This window comes from Actinokineospora auranticolor (genome assembly GCF_002934265.1).
Classification (GTDB): Bacteria; Actinomycetota; Actinomycetes; order Mycobacteriales; family Pseudonocardiaceae; genus Actinokineospora; species Actinokineospora auranticolor.
Map to the genome: position 1 here is coordinate 57,818 of NZ_PTIX01000023.1, position 15,072 is coordinate 72,889.

Annotated in this window: 12 protein-coding genes; 4 read left to right on the forward strand and 8 right to left on the reverse strand. The window is 72.8% G+C overall.

The features are described from left to right. Positions 1-6: 6 nt before the first annotated feature. Complete coding sequence (gene aspS, locus CLV40_RS29780) at positions 7-1,818, reverse strand: aspartate--tRNA ligase (RefSeq protein ID WP_104482331.1); 1,812 nt, start codon at positions 1,816-1,818, stop codon at positions 7-9. Between the two features lie 417 nt (positions 1,819-2,235). Here aspS and CLV40_RS29785 point away from each other — a divergent pair, with 417 nt between their 5' ends. After that, positions 2,236-3,159, forward strand: coding sequence for a helix-turn-helix domain-containing protein (locus CLV40_RS29785; protein ID WP_104482332.1), 924 nt, complete (start codon positions 2,236-2,238; stop codon positions 3,157-3,159). A gap of 321 nt (positions 3,160-3,480) precedes the next feature. Here CLV40_RS29785 and cobA read toward each other — a convergent pair whose 3' ends face one another. Then, positions 3,481-4,692: a uroporphyrinogen-III C-methyltransferase gene (gene cobA, locus CLV40_RS29790; protein ID WP_104482378.1), complete on the reverse strand. Its 1,212-nt coding sequence runs from the start codon at positions 4,690-4,692 to the stop codon at positions 3,481-3,483. A gap of 163 nt (positions 4,693-4,855) precedes the next feature. On the opposite strand from cobA, the gene CLV40_RS29795 reads away from it, so the two are divergent. Then, positions 4,856-6,298 carry a flavin-containing monooxygenase gene (locus tag CLV40_RS29795; RefSeq protein ID WP_104482333.1) on the forward strand — a complete coding sequence of 481 codons (1,443 nt, stop codon included), beginning with the start codon at positions 4,856-4,858 and terminating at the stop codon, positions 6,296-6,298. Here CLV40_RS29795 and CLV40_RS29800 read toward each other — a convergent pair whose 3' ends face one another. The 4 genes from CLV40_RS29800 to CLV40_RS29815 all read right to left on the reverse strand — a co-directional run bounded on the left by CLV40_RS29800 (position 6,299) and on the right by CLV40_RS29815 (position 10,764). Further along, positions 6,299-7,219: a hypothetical protein gene (locus CLV40_RS29800; protein ID WP_104482334.1), complete on the reverse strand. Its 921-nt coding sequence runs from the start codon at positions 7,217-7,219 to the stop codon at positions 6,299-6,301. Positions 7,220-7,354: 135 nt separating this feature from the next. Beyond that, positions 7,355-8,185: an alpha/beta hydrolase gene (locus tag CLV40_RS29805; protein WP_146108287.1), complete on the reverse strand. Its 831-nt coding sequence runs from the start codon at positions 8,183-8,185 to the stop codon at positions 7,355-7,357. Positions 8,186-8,620: 435 nt separating this feature from the next. After that, the gene (locus tag CLV40_RS29810; protein ID WP_104482336.1) at positions 8,621-9,766 is read right to left on the reverse strand and encodes a bifunctional cobalt-precorrin-7 (C(5))-methyltransferase CbiE/decarboxylating cobalt-precorrin-6B (C(15))-methyltransferase CbiT; all 1,146 of its coding nucleotides are present in this window, start codon (positions 9,764-9,766) and stop codon (positions 8,621-8,623) included. A gap of 32 nt (positions 9,767-9,798) precedes the next feature. Beyond that, positions 9,799-10,764, reverse strand: coding sequence for a cobalt-precorrin-4/precorrin-4 C(11)-methyltransferase (locus CLV40_RS29815; RefSeq protein WP_104482337.1), 966 nt, complete (start codon positions 10,762-10,764; stop codon positions 9,799-9,801). A gap of 63 nt (positions 10,765-10,827) precedes the next feature. Between CLV40_RS29815 and CLV40_RS29820 the strand changes: the two genes are divergently transcribed. Then, entirely contained in the window at positions 10,828-11,994 is a 1,167-nt protein-coding gene (locus CLV40_RS29820; protein ID WP_104482338.1) for an 8-amino-7-oxononanoate synthase, read from the forward strand. Between the two features lie 803 nt (positions 11,995-12,797). Here the strand turns inward: CLV40_RS29820 and CLV40_RS29825 are convergent. Next, the gene (locus CLV40_RS29825; RefSeq protein ID WP_104482339.1) at positions 12,798-13,232 is read right to left on the reverse strand and encodes a GNAT family N-acetyltransferase; all 435 of its coding nucleotides are present in this window, start codon (positions 13,230-13,232) and stop codon (positions 12,798-12,800) included. Positions 13,233-13,245: 13 nt separating this feature from the next. After that, positions 13,246-14,010, reverse strand: a complete 765-nt coding sequence (locus CLV40_RS29830) for a S1 family peptidase (protein ID WP_104482340.1) — start codon at positions 14,008-14,010, stop codon at positions 13,246-13,248. 144 nt (positions 14,011-14,154) lie between these two features. Here CLV40_RS29830 and CLV40_RS29835 point away from each other — a divergent pair, with 144 nt between their 5' ends. Further along, complete coding sequence (locus tag CLV40_RS29835) at positions 14,155-15,072, forward strand: M15 family metallopeptidase (RefSeq protein WP_245931648.1); 918 nt, start codon at positions 14,155-14,157, stop codon at positions 15,070-15,072.

The following is a 15,072-nucleotide window of genomic DNA, read 5'->3' on the forward strand; positions in this document are numbered from 1 at the left end:
CGGCGCCTACTGCGCGGCGGGTTCCGGCTTCGCGGTCTCCGGCTTGGGCGGCGCGGGCTTGAAGTCGACCCCGGCCTCCTTGCGCTGCTCGGCGGAGATCGGCGCGGGGGCGCTGGTCAGCGGGTCGAAGCCGCCGCCGGTCTTGGGGAAGGCGATGACCTCGCGGATCGAGGACTCCCCGGACAGCAGCATGACGATGCGGTCCCAGCCGAAGGCGACGCCGCCGTGCGGGGGCGGGCCGTAGGAGAACGCGTCGAGCAGGAAGCCGAACTGCTCCTGGGCGGTCTCCCGGTCCAGGCCCATGACGTCGAAGACCCGCTCCTGCACGTCGCGGTTGTGGATACGGATCGACCCGCCGCCGATCTCGTTGCCGTTGAGCACGAGGTCGTAGGCGTAGGCCAGGGCGTTGCCCGGGTCCTGGTCGAACCGGTCGATCCAGTCCGGGGTGGGCGAGGTGAAGGCGTGGTGCAGCGCGGTCCAGCGGCCACCGCCGACGGCGACGTCACCGGCGCTCTCGGCGCGGGAGGCCTCCTCGAACATCGGGAAGTCGACGACCCACAGGAAGGCCCACGCGGACTCGTCGATCAGCCCGCAGCGGCGGCCGATCTCCAGGCGGGCCGCGCCGAGCAGGGCGCGGGCGTCGTCGGGGTGGCCCGCGGCGAAGAACACGCAGTCGCCGGGCTCGGCGCCCGCGGCCTTGGCCAGGCCGTCGCGCTCGGCCTCGGAGAGGTTCTTGGCGACCGGGCCGCCGAGGGTGCCGTCCTCCCCGACGAGCACGTAGGCCAGGCCCTTGTGGCCGCGCTGCTTGGCGAACTCCTGCCAGGCGTCGAGCTGCTTGCGCGGCTGGCTCGCCCCGCCCGGCATGACCACGGCGCCGACGTACGGGGCCTGGAAGACGCGGAACGGGGTGTCGGCGAAGTACTCGGTCAGCTCGGTCAGCTCGACGGCGAAGCGGATGTCGGGCTTGTCGGAGCCGTAGCGGGACATGGCCTCGGCGTAGCTGAGCCGGGGCAGCGGGGCGGCGATGTCGTGGCCCGTCAGCTCGCGCCAGATGGCGCCGATGATCCGCTCGCTGAGCGCGATCACGTCGTCCTGGTCGACGAAGCTCATCTCGATGTCGAGCTGGGTGAACTCGGGCTGCCGGTCGGCGCGGAAGTCCTCGTCGCGGTAGCAGCGGGCGATCTGGTAGTACCGCTCGAGCCCGCCGACCATGAGCAGCTGCTTGAACAGCTGCGGCGACTGCGGCAGCGCGTACCAGGAGCCGGGCCGCAGCCGGGCGGGGACCACGAAGTCGCGCGCGCCCTCGGGCGTGGAGCGGGTCAGCGTGGGGGTCTCGACCTCGACGAACCGCTCGGTGTTGAGCACGTCGCGGGCCACCCGGCTGACCTCGCTGCGCAGCCGCAGCGCCTTGGCGGGGGCGGAGCGGCGCAGGTCGAGGTAGCGGTAGCGGAGCCGGACCTCGTCGCCGACGCTGAGGTGGTCGTCGAGCGGGAAGGGCAGCGGCGCGGACTCGCTGAGCACGGTCAGCTCGGTGACCAGCACCTCGATGGCGCCGGTGGGGATCTCCGGGTTCTCGTTGCCCGCCGGGCGGGCGGCGACCTCGCCGACGACCTTGACGCAGAACTCGGCGCGCAGCCGGTGCGCGCGCTCGGCCATCTCACCTTCGCGGAAGACCACCTGGGAGACACCGGAGGCGTCGCGCAGATCGATGAAGATGACCCCGCCGTGATCGCGCCTGCGGGCCACCCACCCGGTGAGGGTGACGGTCTGCCCGGCGTGCTCGGCGCGGAGGGTTCCGGCCTCGTGCGTGCGGATCACGGTGTGCGCTCTCCTGTCCAGATCTTGGGATCGTGCGCGGGATCGAGCCAACGGCGTCCCGCGCGTGTGCCGGTCAGGCTAACCGGTGCCGCGCCGCGACCGCCGGCAGGATTCCGCGAGCGCTTCCAGCCTTCCCGACCAGCCGCGATGTCTGGGAACGCGCGGGAACGAAGTGAACCCTTTGGCGGTGAAACGCCGACTGATCGGCGGTATAGCACCGGGGCCGTTCAGCCTATCCGGTGACGCCAGGCAGCGAACTGGTTACCCATGAATTAACACTGACGCTATCCAGCGGGCCCCCTAGGACGTAATGTGACCGACAGGGCGTAAGGGGTAACCCAGGGAGTGAACATGGGTAGCGGTATCACCCGCGAGCCAGTTCGTGAGCTTCACCAGAACGGGAGTGTTCGCCATGCGTTGACCGCCGACCAGCCGGAATCGCTGGCGGCGGACGCTTTCCCCACCGCGCTGAGGTCCGCGATCCAGGCCAGTGGTTTGAGCCTGGACCGCATCCAGTACCGGTTGCGTGCCCGCGGGGTGTCGATCAGCGTCACGGCGCTGAGCTACTGGCAGTCCGGGCGCCGCAGGCCGGAGCGCGCGGAGTCCTTGGCCGCACTCGGCCACCTGGAAGACGTCCTCGGGGTGCCCACCGGATCGCTGATCGCCCTGCTGGGGCCGCCGCGACCGCGCGGGCGGGTCAACCGGGAGTCATCCCGGTTGACGGTCGAGGCGCTGTGGGGCAACAGCGAGCCCGTCTCGCACCTGCTCAAGCGCATCGATTTCACGACGGACGCCGCGCTGACGAAGCTCAGCCAGCACGACAAGATGGAGATCGCCGTCGACCGCGGCGAGAAGGCCCTGCACATCCGCCAGGTATTCCGCGCCGAGCGGGATGGGGCCGATCGCACGCTGATGGTGTACGACCTGGAGGTCCCCGGGAGACCGTTCCCGGAGATCGTCGCGGGTGACACGTGCCGGATCGGGCGTGTCGCCCAAGACCCCGCGGCGGGTCTGGTCGCCGCGGAGATCCTGTTGGACCAGCCGCTGAACCGGGGCGAGACGACGATCGTCGACTACTCCCTGCGGCACCCGGGACCGCCGTACTCGCGCGGCGACGACAGCTACTGCCGGAAGTTCCCGGGTCCGGTCCGCGAGTTCGTGCTGGAACTGCGCTTCGACCCGCGGGCGCTGCCCGCGTATCTGGAGCAGTACACCGTGGATATGGACGACCAGGTGACGAACCGGCGCAAGCTGGACGTCACCCTGGACGGCAAGGCGCACGCCGTGGCCTTGGACTTCGGTCCCGGGATCCTCTGCGCGCGCTGGGAGTGGCCGGACTAGCGCCGGTCCGTCGGACACGGTCAGGGTGAGTGGGAACCCGTGTCCGCCACCGAGGTGGCGGGGATGGGGTGGGGACCAGTGGTTCCGCGGCCGTCCGGTGGCCGACGACGAGTATCCGCGCTCGTCGACGACCCCCGGGGACGCGTTGGGGTTGGCACGCCCGCCGACGCCACCGCACGCGGCAACGGGCAGACCCGGTCCCATCAGGGCTCTTGGGCGGCGGGACTCCGGTCCCGCCGCCCAAAACCGTGTCCGGACACGGCTTCCGAGATTTCCAGTATGCCCCAGCGCCGAGATCTCGGGGGAGATTTCGGGTTAACGCTACGCGAGTTCCCCGACCATCCCAGCCACTGGACCGATCACCGTCACCGCGGGCGGCCGGAACCCCTGGGCCTCGACGTCGGCGGCCACCGCGTCGAGGGTCGACCGCAGCACGCGCTGGGCGTGGGTCGTCCCCTCCTGCACGACCGCGACCGGCGTCGAGGCCGGGCGACCGCCCGCGATGAGCGCGTCGGTGAACCGCGCCAGCTTCTCCACGCCCATCATCAGCACGATGGTGCCGGTGAGCCGCGCCAGCGCCGACCAGTCGGTCAGCGAGGCGGGGTCGTCGGGGACGATGTGGCCGGAGACGACGACCACCTCGTGCGCGACGCCGCGGTGCGTCACGGGCACGTCGGCGACCGCAGGCACCGCGAACGCGGAGGTGACGCCCGGAACCACGGTCACCGGCACGCCCGCCTTGGCGCAGGCGATGAGCTCCTCGAAGCCGCGGCCGAACAGGTACGGGTCGCCGCCCTTGAGCCGCACCACGAACCGGCCCGCCTTGGCGTGCTCGACCAGTGCCTCGTTGATCGCGTCCTGGCTGGCCGCGCGGCCGTAGGGGATCTTGGCCGCGTCGATCACCAGCACGTTGGGCGGCAGCTCGTCGAGCAGGTCGCGCGGGCCGAGCCGGTCGGCCACGACCACGTCGGCGCGGGCCAGCAACCGCCTGCCGCGCACCGTGATCAGCTCGGGGTCACCCGGCCCGCCGCCGACCAGCGCCACGCCCGCGGGCTGCCGGTCCTGGGCGCTGGCCCGGCCCTCGCGCAGGGCGTCGAGCAGGCCGTCGCGCACGGCGGCCGAGCGCTGGTGGTCGCCCTGGGCGAGCACGCCGACCAGGAGCCCGTCGTGGTCCCCGGTGGCCGGGGTGACGGCGCTGCCCGCGATGCCCGCGTCCGCGCGCACGCAGAACACCCGCACCCGCTCGGCCTCCGCGGCCACGGCGGCGTTGACCTCGGTGACCGACGTGCAGCACAGCACGTACCACGCGTCGGCGAGGTCGCCGTCCCGGTAGGGCCTGCGGTGCCAGGTGACCTCACCGGCGTCGGCCATGGCCTGCACGGACGGGGTGACCTCCGGCGAGACGACCTCGACCGAGGCGCCCGAGCGGACCAACCGGGGCAGCCGCCGCTGCGCCACGGTGCCGCCGCCGACCACGACGACGCGGCGCCCCGCGAGGTCGAGGCCGGCCAGGTAGTGCTGCTCCACTGACATGCCGGACAGCATGCCCGGTGGGACCCACCGGACCGGAGTGCGCCGCACGACAGTGTGATCGAGGTGACCGGGCGGGTGACCGGGTGCCGCCCGACCGGGTATGACGCTGGGTGATTGGTACGGTGCCCGCCGGATCGGGCCGGATCCGCCGGAGAGGAGCGCCATGCCGCACGAGCACGTCGACGTCCTGGTCATCGGGGCCGGGTTGTCCGGTGTCGCCGCCGCCTGCCACCTGCGCACCAGGGTGCCGGACGCGAGCGTGGCGGTGCTGGAGGCGCGGTCGGCGATCGGCGGCACGTGGGACCTGTTCCGCTACCCGGGCGTGCGGTCGGACTCGGACATGTACACGCTGGGCTACTCCTTCCGCCCCTGGCCGGGCGCGTCGGCGATCGCCGACGGGACGTCGATCCGCGAGTACATCGTCGACACCGCCCGCGAGTACGGCGTCGACCGCCTGGTGCGCTTCGACCACCGGGTCACCGCGGCCGAGTGGAACTCCGCGACCGGCCGGTGGACCGTCACCGCCGCGCACGGCTCCGAGACGGTCCGGATGACGTGCGGCTTCCTGTTCTCCTGCGCGGGCTTCTTCGGCTACGAGCACGGCCACACCCCGGAGTTCGCCGGTCGGGACCGGTTCGGCGGGACGGTGGCGCACCCGCAGCGCTGGCCGGAGGACCTGGACTGGACCGGGAAGCGGGTGGCCGTCATCGGCAGCGGTGCCACGGCCGTCACCCTGGTCCCGGCGCTGGCCGAGCGGGCCGCGCACGTGGTGATGGTGCAGCGGTCGCCGAGCTACGTGGTCTCGCTCAGCTCGCGGGACCCGGTCGCCGGGCTGCTGCGCCGGGTGCTGCCCGGTCGCGTCGCGCACCCGGTGCTGCGCTGGAAGAACGCCTTGTTCGCGCTGTCGTTCTTCACCCTGGCGCGGCGCAGGCCCGCCCTGGTGCGCAAGCTGATCCGCTGGGGCGCGCGTCGGCAACTGCCCGCGGACTACCCGGTGGACACGCACTTCCGGCCGGACTACGACCCGTGGACGCAGCGGGTGTGCTTCGCCGCCGACGGGGACCTGTTCCGGGTGCTGCGCACGGGCCGCGCCGAGGTCGTCACGGACCGGGTCGAGTCGTTCACCGAGCGCGGCCTGGCGCTGGCCTCCGGCGGGCACGTGGACGCCGACATCGTGGTCACCGCGACGGGTCTGCACGTCGTGCCGTTCGGCGGGGTGGCGATCACCGTCGACGGCGTCGAGGTCGACTACTCGGACACGGTGACCTACAAGGGGATGCTGCTCGGCGGCGTGCCGAACCTGGCCGTGGCCATGGGCTACACCAACGCGTCGTGGACGCTCAAGATCGACCTGGTGGCCCAGTACGTGTGCCGGTTGATCATCCACATGCGCGAGCGCGGGCTCAGCCGGGTGACGCCGCGCCCGCCGGAGGGGCAGGCGACGGAGCCGTTCGTGGACTTCACCTCCACCTACGTGCGGCGGACGGTGCACCTGATGCCGCGCCAGGGCGAGGCACCGCCGTGGCGGCTGTACCAGAACTACCCGAGGGACGTCGCCCTGCTGCGCCACGGCCGGATCGAGGACCCGGACCTGGTGTTCGGCTGATCAGCCCGCGACGCGCCAGAGGCCCTCGATGCCCTCGGTGCGGGCGCGGTGGTCGACGTAGAGCAGGGTCTGCACGGTCTGCGTGAACGGCGTGATCACGGTGGTGGCCAGGATCGTGACCACCGCGTCGACGGCGCCGTTGTCGTGGGTGACCGTGGCCAGCAGCGCCGTGAGCGCGCCGAGCACGAGCCCGGTCATGGCGCCCACCAGCGCCATGTACCCGAAGACCCGCCACCAGCCCACCGCGTGCACCAGCGACTTGGACCGCGCCAGCGCTTCGGCCGGGCCGAGGCCCTCGACCACGGCGACCGACGGCGCGAACGACCACGCCGTGGCCAGGTAGGCGATGATGCCGAACACCGGCAGGACGAGCAGCGAGCCCGACTGGCCGGTCGCGACGATGCCGAACACCGCGATGGCGCCGATCAGCAGGTAGACGAGCCAGGACAGCAGGCTGACCCCGATGAGCTTGCCCACCGACGGCCGCAGCCCGCGCAAGGCGGCCGAGGCGCTCGTGCCGTGCCCGAAGACCGCGCGCGGGACCACGACGTTGACCACGCCCGAGATGACCACGCTGAACAGGCCGATGATGACGATCAGGAGGCCGAAGCTGCCCAGCAGCGACCACAGCCCGGACCAGTTCACCTTCGTCGAGTCGACCGCGGTGGACGTCACCACCTGGGTGGCGCTGCTCGCCGAAGCGCCCGCGATGAGGCGGGTGAGCACCTCGGACGCCGCCGTGACGAGCAGCGACACCCCGACCAGCGCCCCCGCGTTGAGGCGCAGCGCCTGCCACGCGCCGCTGAGGATGTCGCCGAGTTTCAGCGGCCGCAGGGGGACGATGCCCAGCCGCAGCGCCCCGGTGTGGTCGGTGGCGGGCTGCGGCGCCATCTCGGGCATGGGCTCGTGCTGCTCACTCATCGCGTCAAGGTCCCCAGTTCACGCGCGCGGGTTGTCCACGCGAGGAAGCAAGGCTACCCGGCGCCCACCCCGGGGCTGTGTCCCATAAGTCCTACCCCACAGTCAGCCGCCCACCTGTAACGGCGCGGAGGGGCCCTACAGGTGCTCGGCGGCGAAGGCCAGCGCCTCGGGGAGCGCGGTCTTGAAGTAGTCCGGGGTGTGGCCGCCGGGGGTGAACGACGCCTTGGCCGCCTTGGCGCGCTCGGCGAGCTGCCGGGCCCGCGCGATGTTCGGCGCCTCTGTGCCGCACCACACGCCCAGCGGGACGTTGCCCAGTTCCGTGCTGTGCCGCAGCGGCTCCGACCGCTCCCACTGGCCGCGATCGTCGAAGATCTTGCTCTTGTCCGCGTCGGCCCAGCTGTCGAACAGCGCGGGGCTGATCATGGCCACCGCGGCGAAACCGGGGTTCTTGGCCTGGTTGAACGCGCCGGAGGCGCCCTCGCCGACGCCGATCACGGCGAACGGGGTGCTGGCCAGGTCGTGGTAGGTCAGCCAGCCGGGGAGGTCCTGGTTGAGCATCCGCTGCGGCTCGTCGTCCTTGTCGCCGACCCAGTTGCCGCCGTCGACGGCGGCGACCGCGAAGGGCGGGGCGCCGCTCGCGACGACCTTGTCGAGCATGGCGGGCAATCCGTACTCCAGGAACGCCTTGGCGCCGCCCGGCCGGTCGTGCAGGGCCACGCAGACGGGCAAGGAGGCCCGCACGCCGGTCGGCCGGATGATGACGATGTCGACCTCGCGGTACCGACCGGGCGAGAGCACGCGGTCGGTGACGACGGGTTGGGCGTCGGTGGAGTCGGTGAGCGGCTGGGCGGTCTGGGGCGGCGGGGCGCCCTGCGCCTGGCAGCCCGCGATGAGCCCGGCGCCGAGTCCCACGCCGACGGCTAAGAGCGACCGCCGGGAGAGTCGAACAGTTCGCGCAGTGTTCACAATTTCTCCGCTCGTCCCGAACCCCTGCGGCGATCCTATTGGTCTAGCAACGGTCCGTGGGCCACTGTGCCGAACCTGTTGCGCGATCCGGTTCGGCACATTGCCGGGGAGCGCTCCCGGGACGATTGCGCCGGTCGACAACGGACGTGGGGCGTCCTTCTTGAATGGTCAACCGATAACCGTCGTGGGCCGAAAAGCCGGTGATCCACTTTCGATCGGCAAGTTGCGTTTTTCCTTGCGCACAAGCGTTCCGGCCAGTGACTCCCGACCTCGAGCGGGCGGCAAGGCACGTGATTCACCGGAATTCCCGCGGCTCCGACGGCGAACTGGCGCGGCGCCAAGCCGGTTCCCGCGTTTTCCACCGGACACACGGGGTTGACCGGGCGTTATCCGCGCACCGACGTAGACCAGTTCGCGATCCGCGCGGTTAAGCGATCAGTCGCGGGCGGCCCAGATCAGGAACGTGGAGCGGGCCGTGGTGCTGCCGTCGAGGCGCGTCGCGGTGAGGTGGCAGGCGTCCGGGGCGTAGCCGGCGTCGGCGAGGACCGCGCGGGTGCGGCCCAGTTGGTCGAGGCCGTCGTCGGCGGTGATGACGAGCCGGGCCGGGTTGGCGGCGGCGCAGGCGCGGACGACGTCGGGGTCGGTGGTGCCGAGGTGGATGGCGTCCGGGCGGGGCAGGTCGGCGAGGGACCGGGGTGGGGGCTCGTCGACCAGGAGGAGGTCGACGGCGTGCGCGGCGGCGTTGGCGACGATCCGCACGCAGAGGCCCGGGTCCGGTTCCACCGCGATGACGGCGGCACCGAGCCGGGCCGCCTCGACGGCGACCGCGCCCGCACCGGCGTGGACGTCCCACACCAGGGTGCCGGGTCGGGGTGCCAGGCGGGACAGGGCGACGGCGCGGGCCTCAGCCGGGAGGACGACACCTTCCCGGGTGGCGAAAGCGCTTTCGTCCAGGGCCCAGGACGGCGGCGGGACCGGGTCGCCGCCCGCGATCCAGGTGTCGTGGCCCGCCGACTCGGGATCGGCGAGGCACAGGACGAGAGTGGGCTCGCGCCACACGCGCCGCGCGGCGGTCGCCGCGTCCACAGTGGACAACTGCTCGGCGGACCCGCCGACTCCCTCGACCACGGTGAGGGTTCGGCGCCAGCCCACCAACTCCGCGCCGAGTTCGGCGGGACCGGCACCGGGGGCGGTCAGGACCGCGACGGCCTTGTTGGCGCGGCAAAGGTTAACCGCGCGGCGGTAGTCCCTACCGCGCGCGCTTACGACCTTGATGTCGTCCCAGGGCCGTCCGAGTGTGGCGGCGAGACGTTGCACGTCGGTGAGCGTTGGTACTACGGCGATAGGTAAGCCGTGTGCGCGGAGAGTGCGTAAGACACCGAAGAAGCCGGGATCGCCGTCGGTGACCACTACGGCGGATTCGGCCGTTCTCAACGCTTCCAGCGCGGACTCGTCGAGTGTCGTGAACACGCGCTCGTCGCCGGTGTCGGACAACGCGCGCGGGCCGACGACCACATCGGCCTTGGCCAGCGCGGCCACCAACGCACCGGAGTCCCCGAACCCCACCACGGTCACCGTCATGGCGGGTATTCGACCACAGCGCTACCGGCCGGTCAGGACTTGCGGGGTGCCCGCTTGGCCGTAGTGGTCCGGGCGCGCGGCTGCTGCTTCTTGGCCGCAGCGGCGGGCTTGGTGGTCTTGGCGGCCGCAGCGGGCTTCGGCGCGGGCTCGGGCACGTCGGCCTCGGGTTCGGGCGTCTCCGGCTCGGGTGCCTCGACCACCGCCACCGAACCGTTGCCCCGCTTGGACCAGCTCTCGCCGGACTTGGCCGACCGCCAGCTCCGGGACGTCCAGCGGCGGCCCGGCTCGGACTCGCGCGGCGCGTACCCGGCTCGCGGCTTGGACTCGCGCACCGCGTCGCCGACCAGGAACAGCGCGTGCCGCCACAGGTTGGCGGCCTTGACCTCGGCCGCCAACTCGCCGAGGGTCGTGCGCAGCAGCACCTCGTCGGACCGGCTCACCTTGTAGGCGACCACCACCGGCACCTCCGGGTCGAGCCCGGCCAGCGCCTCGGCCAGTTCGGCGGCGCGGGCGGCGGGGGCGTGCACCGCGACCGTCCGCCCCTCGACGGCCAGTTCCCGCACCCGGTCGAACTCGGCCTCGGTGAAGACGAACGTGTCCACCCCGCCCAGCTCGGTGACCGCGTTGCCGGTCGCCGCCGCGGCGGCCGAAACCGGCGAGATACCCGGGACGACCTCGACGTCGAGCCCCAGCTTCCCGCACAGCTCGCGCTGCTCGCGCAGGTCCGGGCTCAGCGCGGGGTCGCCCGCGACCAGCCGCACCGCGCGGTGGCGGCGGCTGGCGAGCCTGCGGTACAGCTCGGCGAGCTCGTCGGCGTCCAGGCGCGCGTGGTCGACCAGTTCGGCGTCGACGCGGACTTGGCCGCGCAGCCACACCGGATCGGTCGTGCCCGGCGTGTACAGCACCAGGTCCGCCTCGGCGATCCGGCTCGCCCCGCGCAGGGTGATGAGGTCGGCCGCACCCGGTCCAGCTCCCACGAAACTCACGGCGCCACGCATTGCACGACCGTATCGTCCGGCCCCGAGGGCACCCGGACCTGGGCCGGTGCGAGACTCGCCCGCGTGAACCCCGACGCACCCGACCCCGCCGACCAGGTCTTCGACTGGCTCGACGCGCACGCCGACGACCGGCGCCGCGCGGGCCTGGCCAGGCAGCTGCGCCCGCGCGCGCACGACTCGGACCTGCTCGACCTCGCGGGCAACGACTACCTCGGCCTGGCCAGGGACAAGCGGGTCATGGGCGCGGCGGCGGCCGCGGCGCTGCGCTGGGGCACGGGGTCGACCGGGTCGCGGCTGGTGACCGGGAGCACGGACCTGCACAGCGAGCTGGAGTTCGAGCTAGCCAGGTTCTGCGGGACCCAGGCGGCGCTGGTGTTCTCGTCGGGCTTCACGGCGAACCTGGGCGCGGTGACCGCGCTGTCGGGCAAGAACTGCTCGATCGTCACCGACTCCCACATCCACGCGTCGCTGATCGACGGGTGCAGGCTCTCCCGGGCCGAGATCGCGGTGACCGGGCACTGCGACCCGGCGGCGGCGGCGCGCGCGTTGTCCACGCGGCGGACCGAGCGGGCGGTGTTCGTCACCGACTCGGTGTTCAGCGTGGACGGGGACCTGGCGCCGCTGGCGGAGTTGGCGGCGGCGTGCCGTCAGCACAAGGCGGCGTTGATCGTGGACGACGCGCACGGCCTCGGGGTGCTGGGTGAGGGCGGCCGGGGCGCGGTCGCGGCGGCGGGGTTGGCGGGGGCGCCGGACGTGGTGATCACGGCGACGCTGTCGAAGGCCCTGGGGGCGCAGGGCGGGGTGGTGCTCGGCCCGCGGCGGGTGATCCGGCACCTGGTGGACAACGCGCGCAGCTTCATCTTCGACACCGGCCTGGCCCCGGCGAGCACGGCGGCGGCGTTGGCGGCGCTGTCGGTGGTGAAGGAGGAGCCGGAACGGCCGGCGCGGGCACTGGAGGTCGCGCGGACCCTCGCCGAGCGGTTGGCGGCGGCGGGGTTGGCGGTGAGCGAGCCGACGGCGGCGGTCGTGTCGGTGCGGGCGCCGTCCCCGGACGCGGCGGTGACCTGGGCGAGCGAGTGCCGGGAGGCGGGGGTTTGGGTGGGGTGCTTCCGGCCGCCGTCGGTGCCGGACTCGATCTCGCGACTGCGGTTGACCGCGCGCGCGGACCTGAGCGAACGGGAGATCGACCGCGCGGTGGACGTGATCACCCGGCACGCGCCCCGGGCGTGACCTGACGCGGCGCGCGCGGAGGTCTGGGTGGGCGACGCGCCTTCGGCCGTCCTGTCCTGGCACGACATCCGCACACGGATCGACCAACCCCGACCCGTGCGCCCGGAGACACATGGGGCGCCAGCCCGGGCGTGCACGGGGCGGCACCCGCTCACGCGGCGCGAGCCGAGTCTGGGTCGGAGCAGGCGACACGCCTTCGGCAGTCCCCTCCTGGCACGACATCTGCTCAGGGATCGACTAACCGCGCCCGAAGGCCCTCGGTGGCGCACTTTGTCCCGAGACGTGCCCCACGCGGCACGAGCGGAGGTCCGGGTAGGCGACGCGCCTTCAGCAGTCCTGTCCGGCACGACATCTACACACTGATCGACCAACCGCGACTCACGCCCCCAGAGTCCCCCGGCAGCGTGCCCAGCCTGTTGCGAGGCTGCTGGAGTCGCAACCGGAGGCGATCAGGGCTGATCGCTTGGGGTTGTCCGCGTGCACGCACGACCCCCGGTAGCGCGGCGAGCATGTCCGACCGCTCGCAGGCGACCGATCTGTTGATCAGGAGATGCGGGGCTCGGAACCGCGCGTCCGAATGCCCGCCAGTTGATCAAGACGCGCCTCCGGCCCCCGGTATCCAGCTTACCGGCGGCGACCGACGGTACCGGCGGGTAGAGACCATGCCTGTGGACAAGTCCGACCCCGGGTGGGATGGCGGCCGGGTTGTCCACAGGCATGATCGTCTTCGCCCGGAAACGTCGGTGCGGGCCGGGAAAATTGATTCCGGGGGCCGGAGGCGTGCGCCTGGTCGGTTCGCCCGGTCAGCTCGCCGGGCGGCGCATGCGGATGTGCGGGATGCCGTCCTCCAGGAACTCCTCGCCCTCCGCCACGTAGCCGAACCGCGCGTAGAGGCCCTGGGCCTGGGTTTGGGCGTCGAGCACGCTCTCGTCCGCGCCTACGACCGCCAGGGCCGCGGCCATCAGCTTCCCGCCCAGGCCCGTACCGCGCGCGGACTCCGCGGTGCACACCCGGCCGATCCGGCGTTCCGTGCCCGGCGCGCCGAGTACCCGGAGGTAGGCCGCGAGCGCGTCCGGCTCCTGCCACCACAGGTGGACGGTGTCGGGGTCCAGGTCGCGGCCGTCGACGTCCTGGTAGGCGCAGTCCTGCTCCACCACGAACACCGCCGCCCGCAGGCGCAGGATCGCGTACAGGTCGGCGGGTTTCAGGTCCGGGCCGGTCGCGCGGTGCAGTGCCACGTCGACATGGCTATCACACGTGCGCGGCGATGAGGTCCGCGTAGGCCGCCACGCGCGTGTAGACGCCCGGCTTCCCGGCCTCCGCGCAGCCCTCGCCCCAGGAGGCGATGCCGACGAGCCTGCCGTCGACCACCAGGGGGCCGCCCGAGTCGCCCTGGCAGGTGTCGACGCCGCCCTGGGGCAGGCCGGCGCAGACCATGGCGGACGCGTAGAAGCTGTCGTAGTCGCCCGCGCACTCGAGGTCCGACACCAGGGGGACCTGCGCGCCCAGCAGGTACCGCGACGAACCGCCCGACGGGGTGGTGCGGCCCCAGCCGAGGATCGTGGCGTCGGTGCCTGCCGTGTACAGGGTCCGGTCGCCCGCCAGGGGCAGCGGGCGGTACGGCAGGCGGTCGGCGAGGCGCAGCACCGCGACGTCGTCGCCGCGGGTGACGTCGACGTAGTCGGGGTGGACCCAGATACCCGTCACGGCGGTGATCACCCCCGCGCCGCCCTGCTTGTCCTCGCGGCCCGCGACCACGCGCACGTCGGCGGGGTCGAAGGCGACGGCGCAGTGCGCGGCGGTGACCACGCGGTCCGGGGCGACCAGGGTGCCGCCGCAGAACTGGAAGCCCTCCGGGGTGACCAGGTAGACCGCGTACGGGTGGTCGGCGATCGACACGCGGCCGCCGCCGACGATCTGCTCGCTGGCGTCGGCCTTGAAGAACTGGCCGAGGATCGCGGCGACGACCGCGAAGATCGCCAGGCCGCCGAGGATCCGGCGGGTGAGACGGCTCATGGCTTGGGCTCCTGTCGAGGGGACCGCGGGGAGGCACCCCGGAACCGGGGAGTCGGGTGACGACGCTAGGTCAGAACGCGTCCGGACCGTAACTCTGCGTTGTCGCTAGATCGGGTGGAATCGCCGGTGCGGCATGCTGGAGCCGTGCACCGCACCGCCGTCCTCGCCGCCGCCGCGCTCACCGCCCTGGTCACCGTGGCGGGCTGTGTCACGCCCGAGCAGCAGCGGGCCAGCCAGCTCCAGACCACCCCGCCCAGCCGACCGGCACCCACGGTCACCACTCCCCCGCCGACTCCCCCGCCGACGACAACAACCACCGCGTCCCCCACGCCGACCACCACGACCGCCCCGCCGACCGCGGCCGCCCCCGCCTGGGTCGTCGGCGCCCACCCCCTGCCCCGGCGCTCCGACGGTTTCGGCGAGGTCCTGACCACCCCGCCCGTGCTGGTCAACCGCTCCCTGCCGACCAAGGACCTGCTGCCACCGCCCGCGGGCGACGGCTACCGGTCCACCGTCGCCGAGGTGCCCGACGCGGTGCTCAACCGCAGCACCTGGCAGCCGTCCTGCCCGGTCACGCGGGCCGACCTGCGCTACCTGACCATGTCCTTCTGGGGGTTCGACGGTCGCGCGCACACCGGGGAGATGATCGTCAACGCCCGGGTGGCCGCCGACGTCACCAGGGTCTTCGGTCAGCTCTTCGCCGCGCGCTTCCCGCTGGAGGAGATGCGCGTCACCGCACTGTCCGAAATGGACTTGCCGCCGACCGGTGACGGCAACAACACGGGCGCCTTCGTCTGCCGCCCCACCCGGGGCGCGACGACCTGGTCCGCGCACGCCTACGGGCTGGCCGTGGACGTGAACCCGTTCTGCAACCCCTACCGCAAGGGCAGCCTGGTACTCCCCGAACTCGCATCGTCCTATGTGGACAGGTCGAACCGCCGCCCCGGCATGGTGCTGCCAGGTGAGGTGGTCACCCGCGCGTTCGCGGGCATCGGCTGGGCCTGGGGCGGCACCTGGACCTCGCCGGTGGACCTGCAGCACTTCAGCGCGACCGGGAAGTAG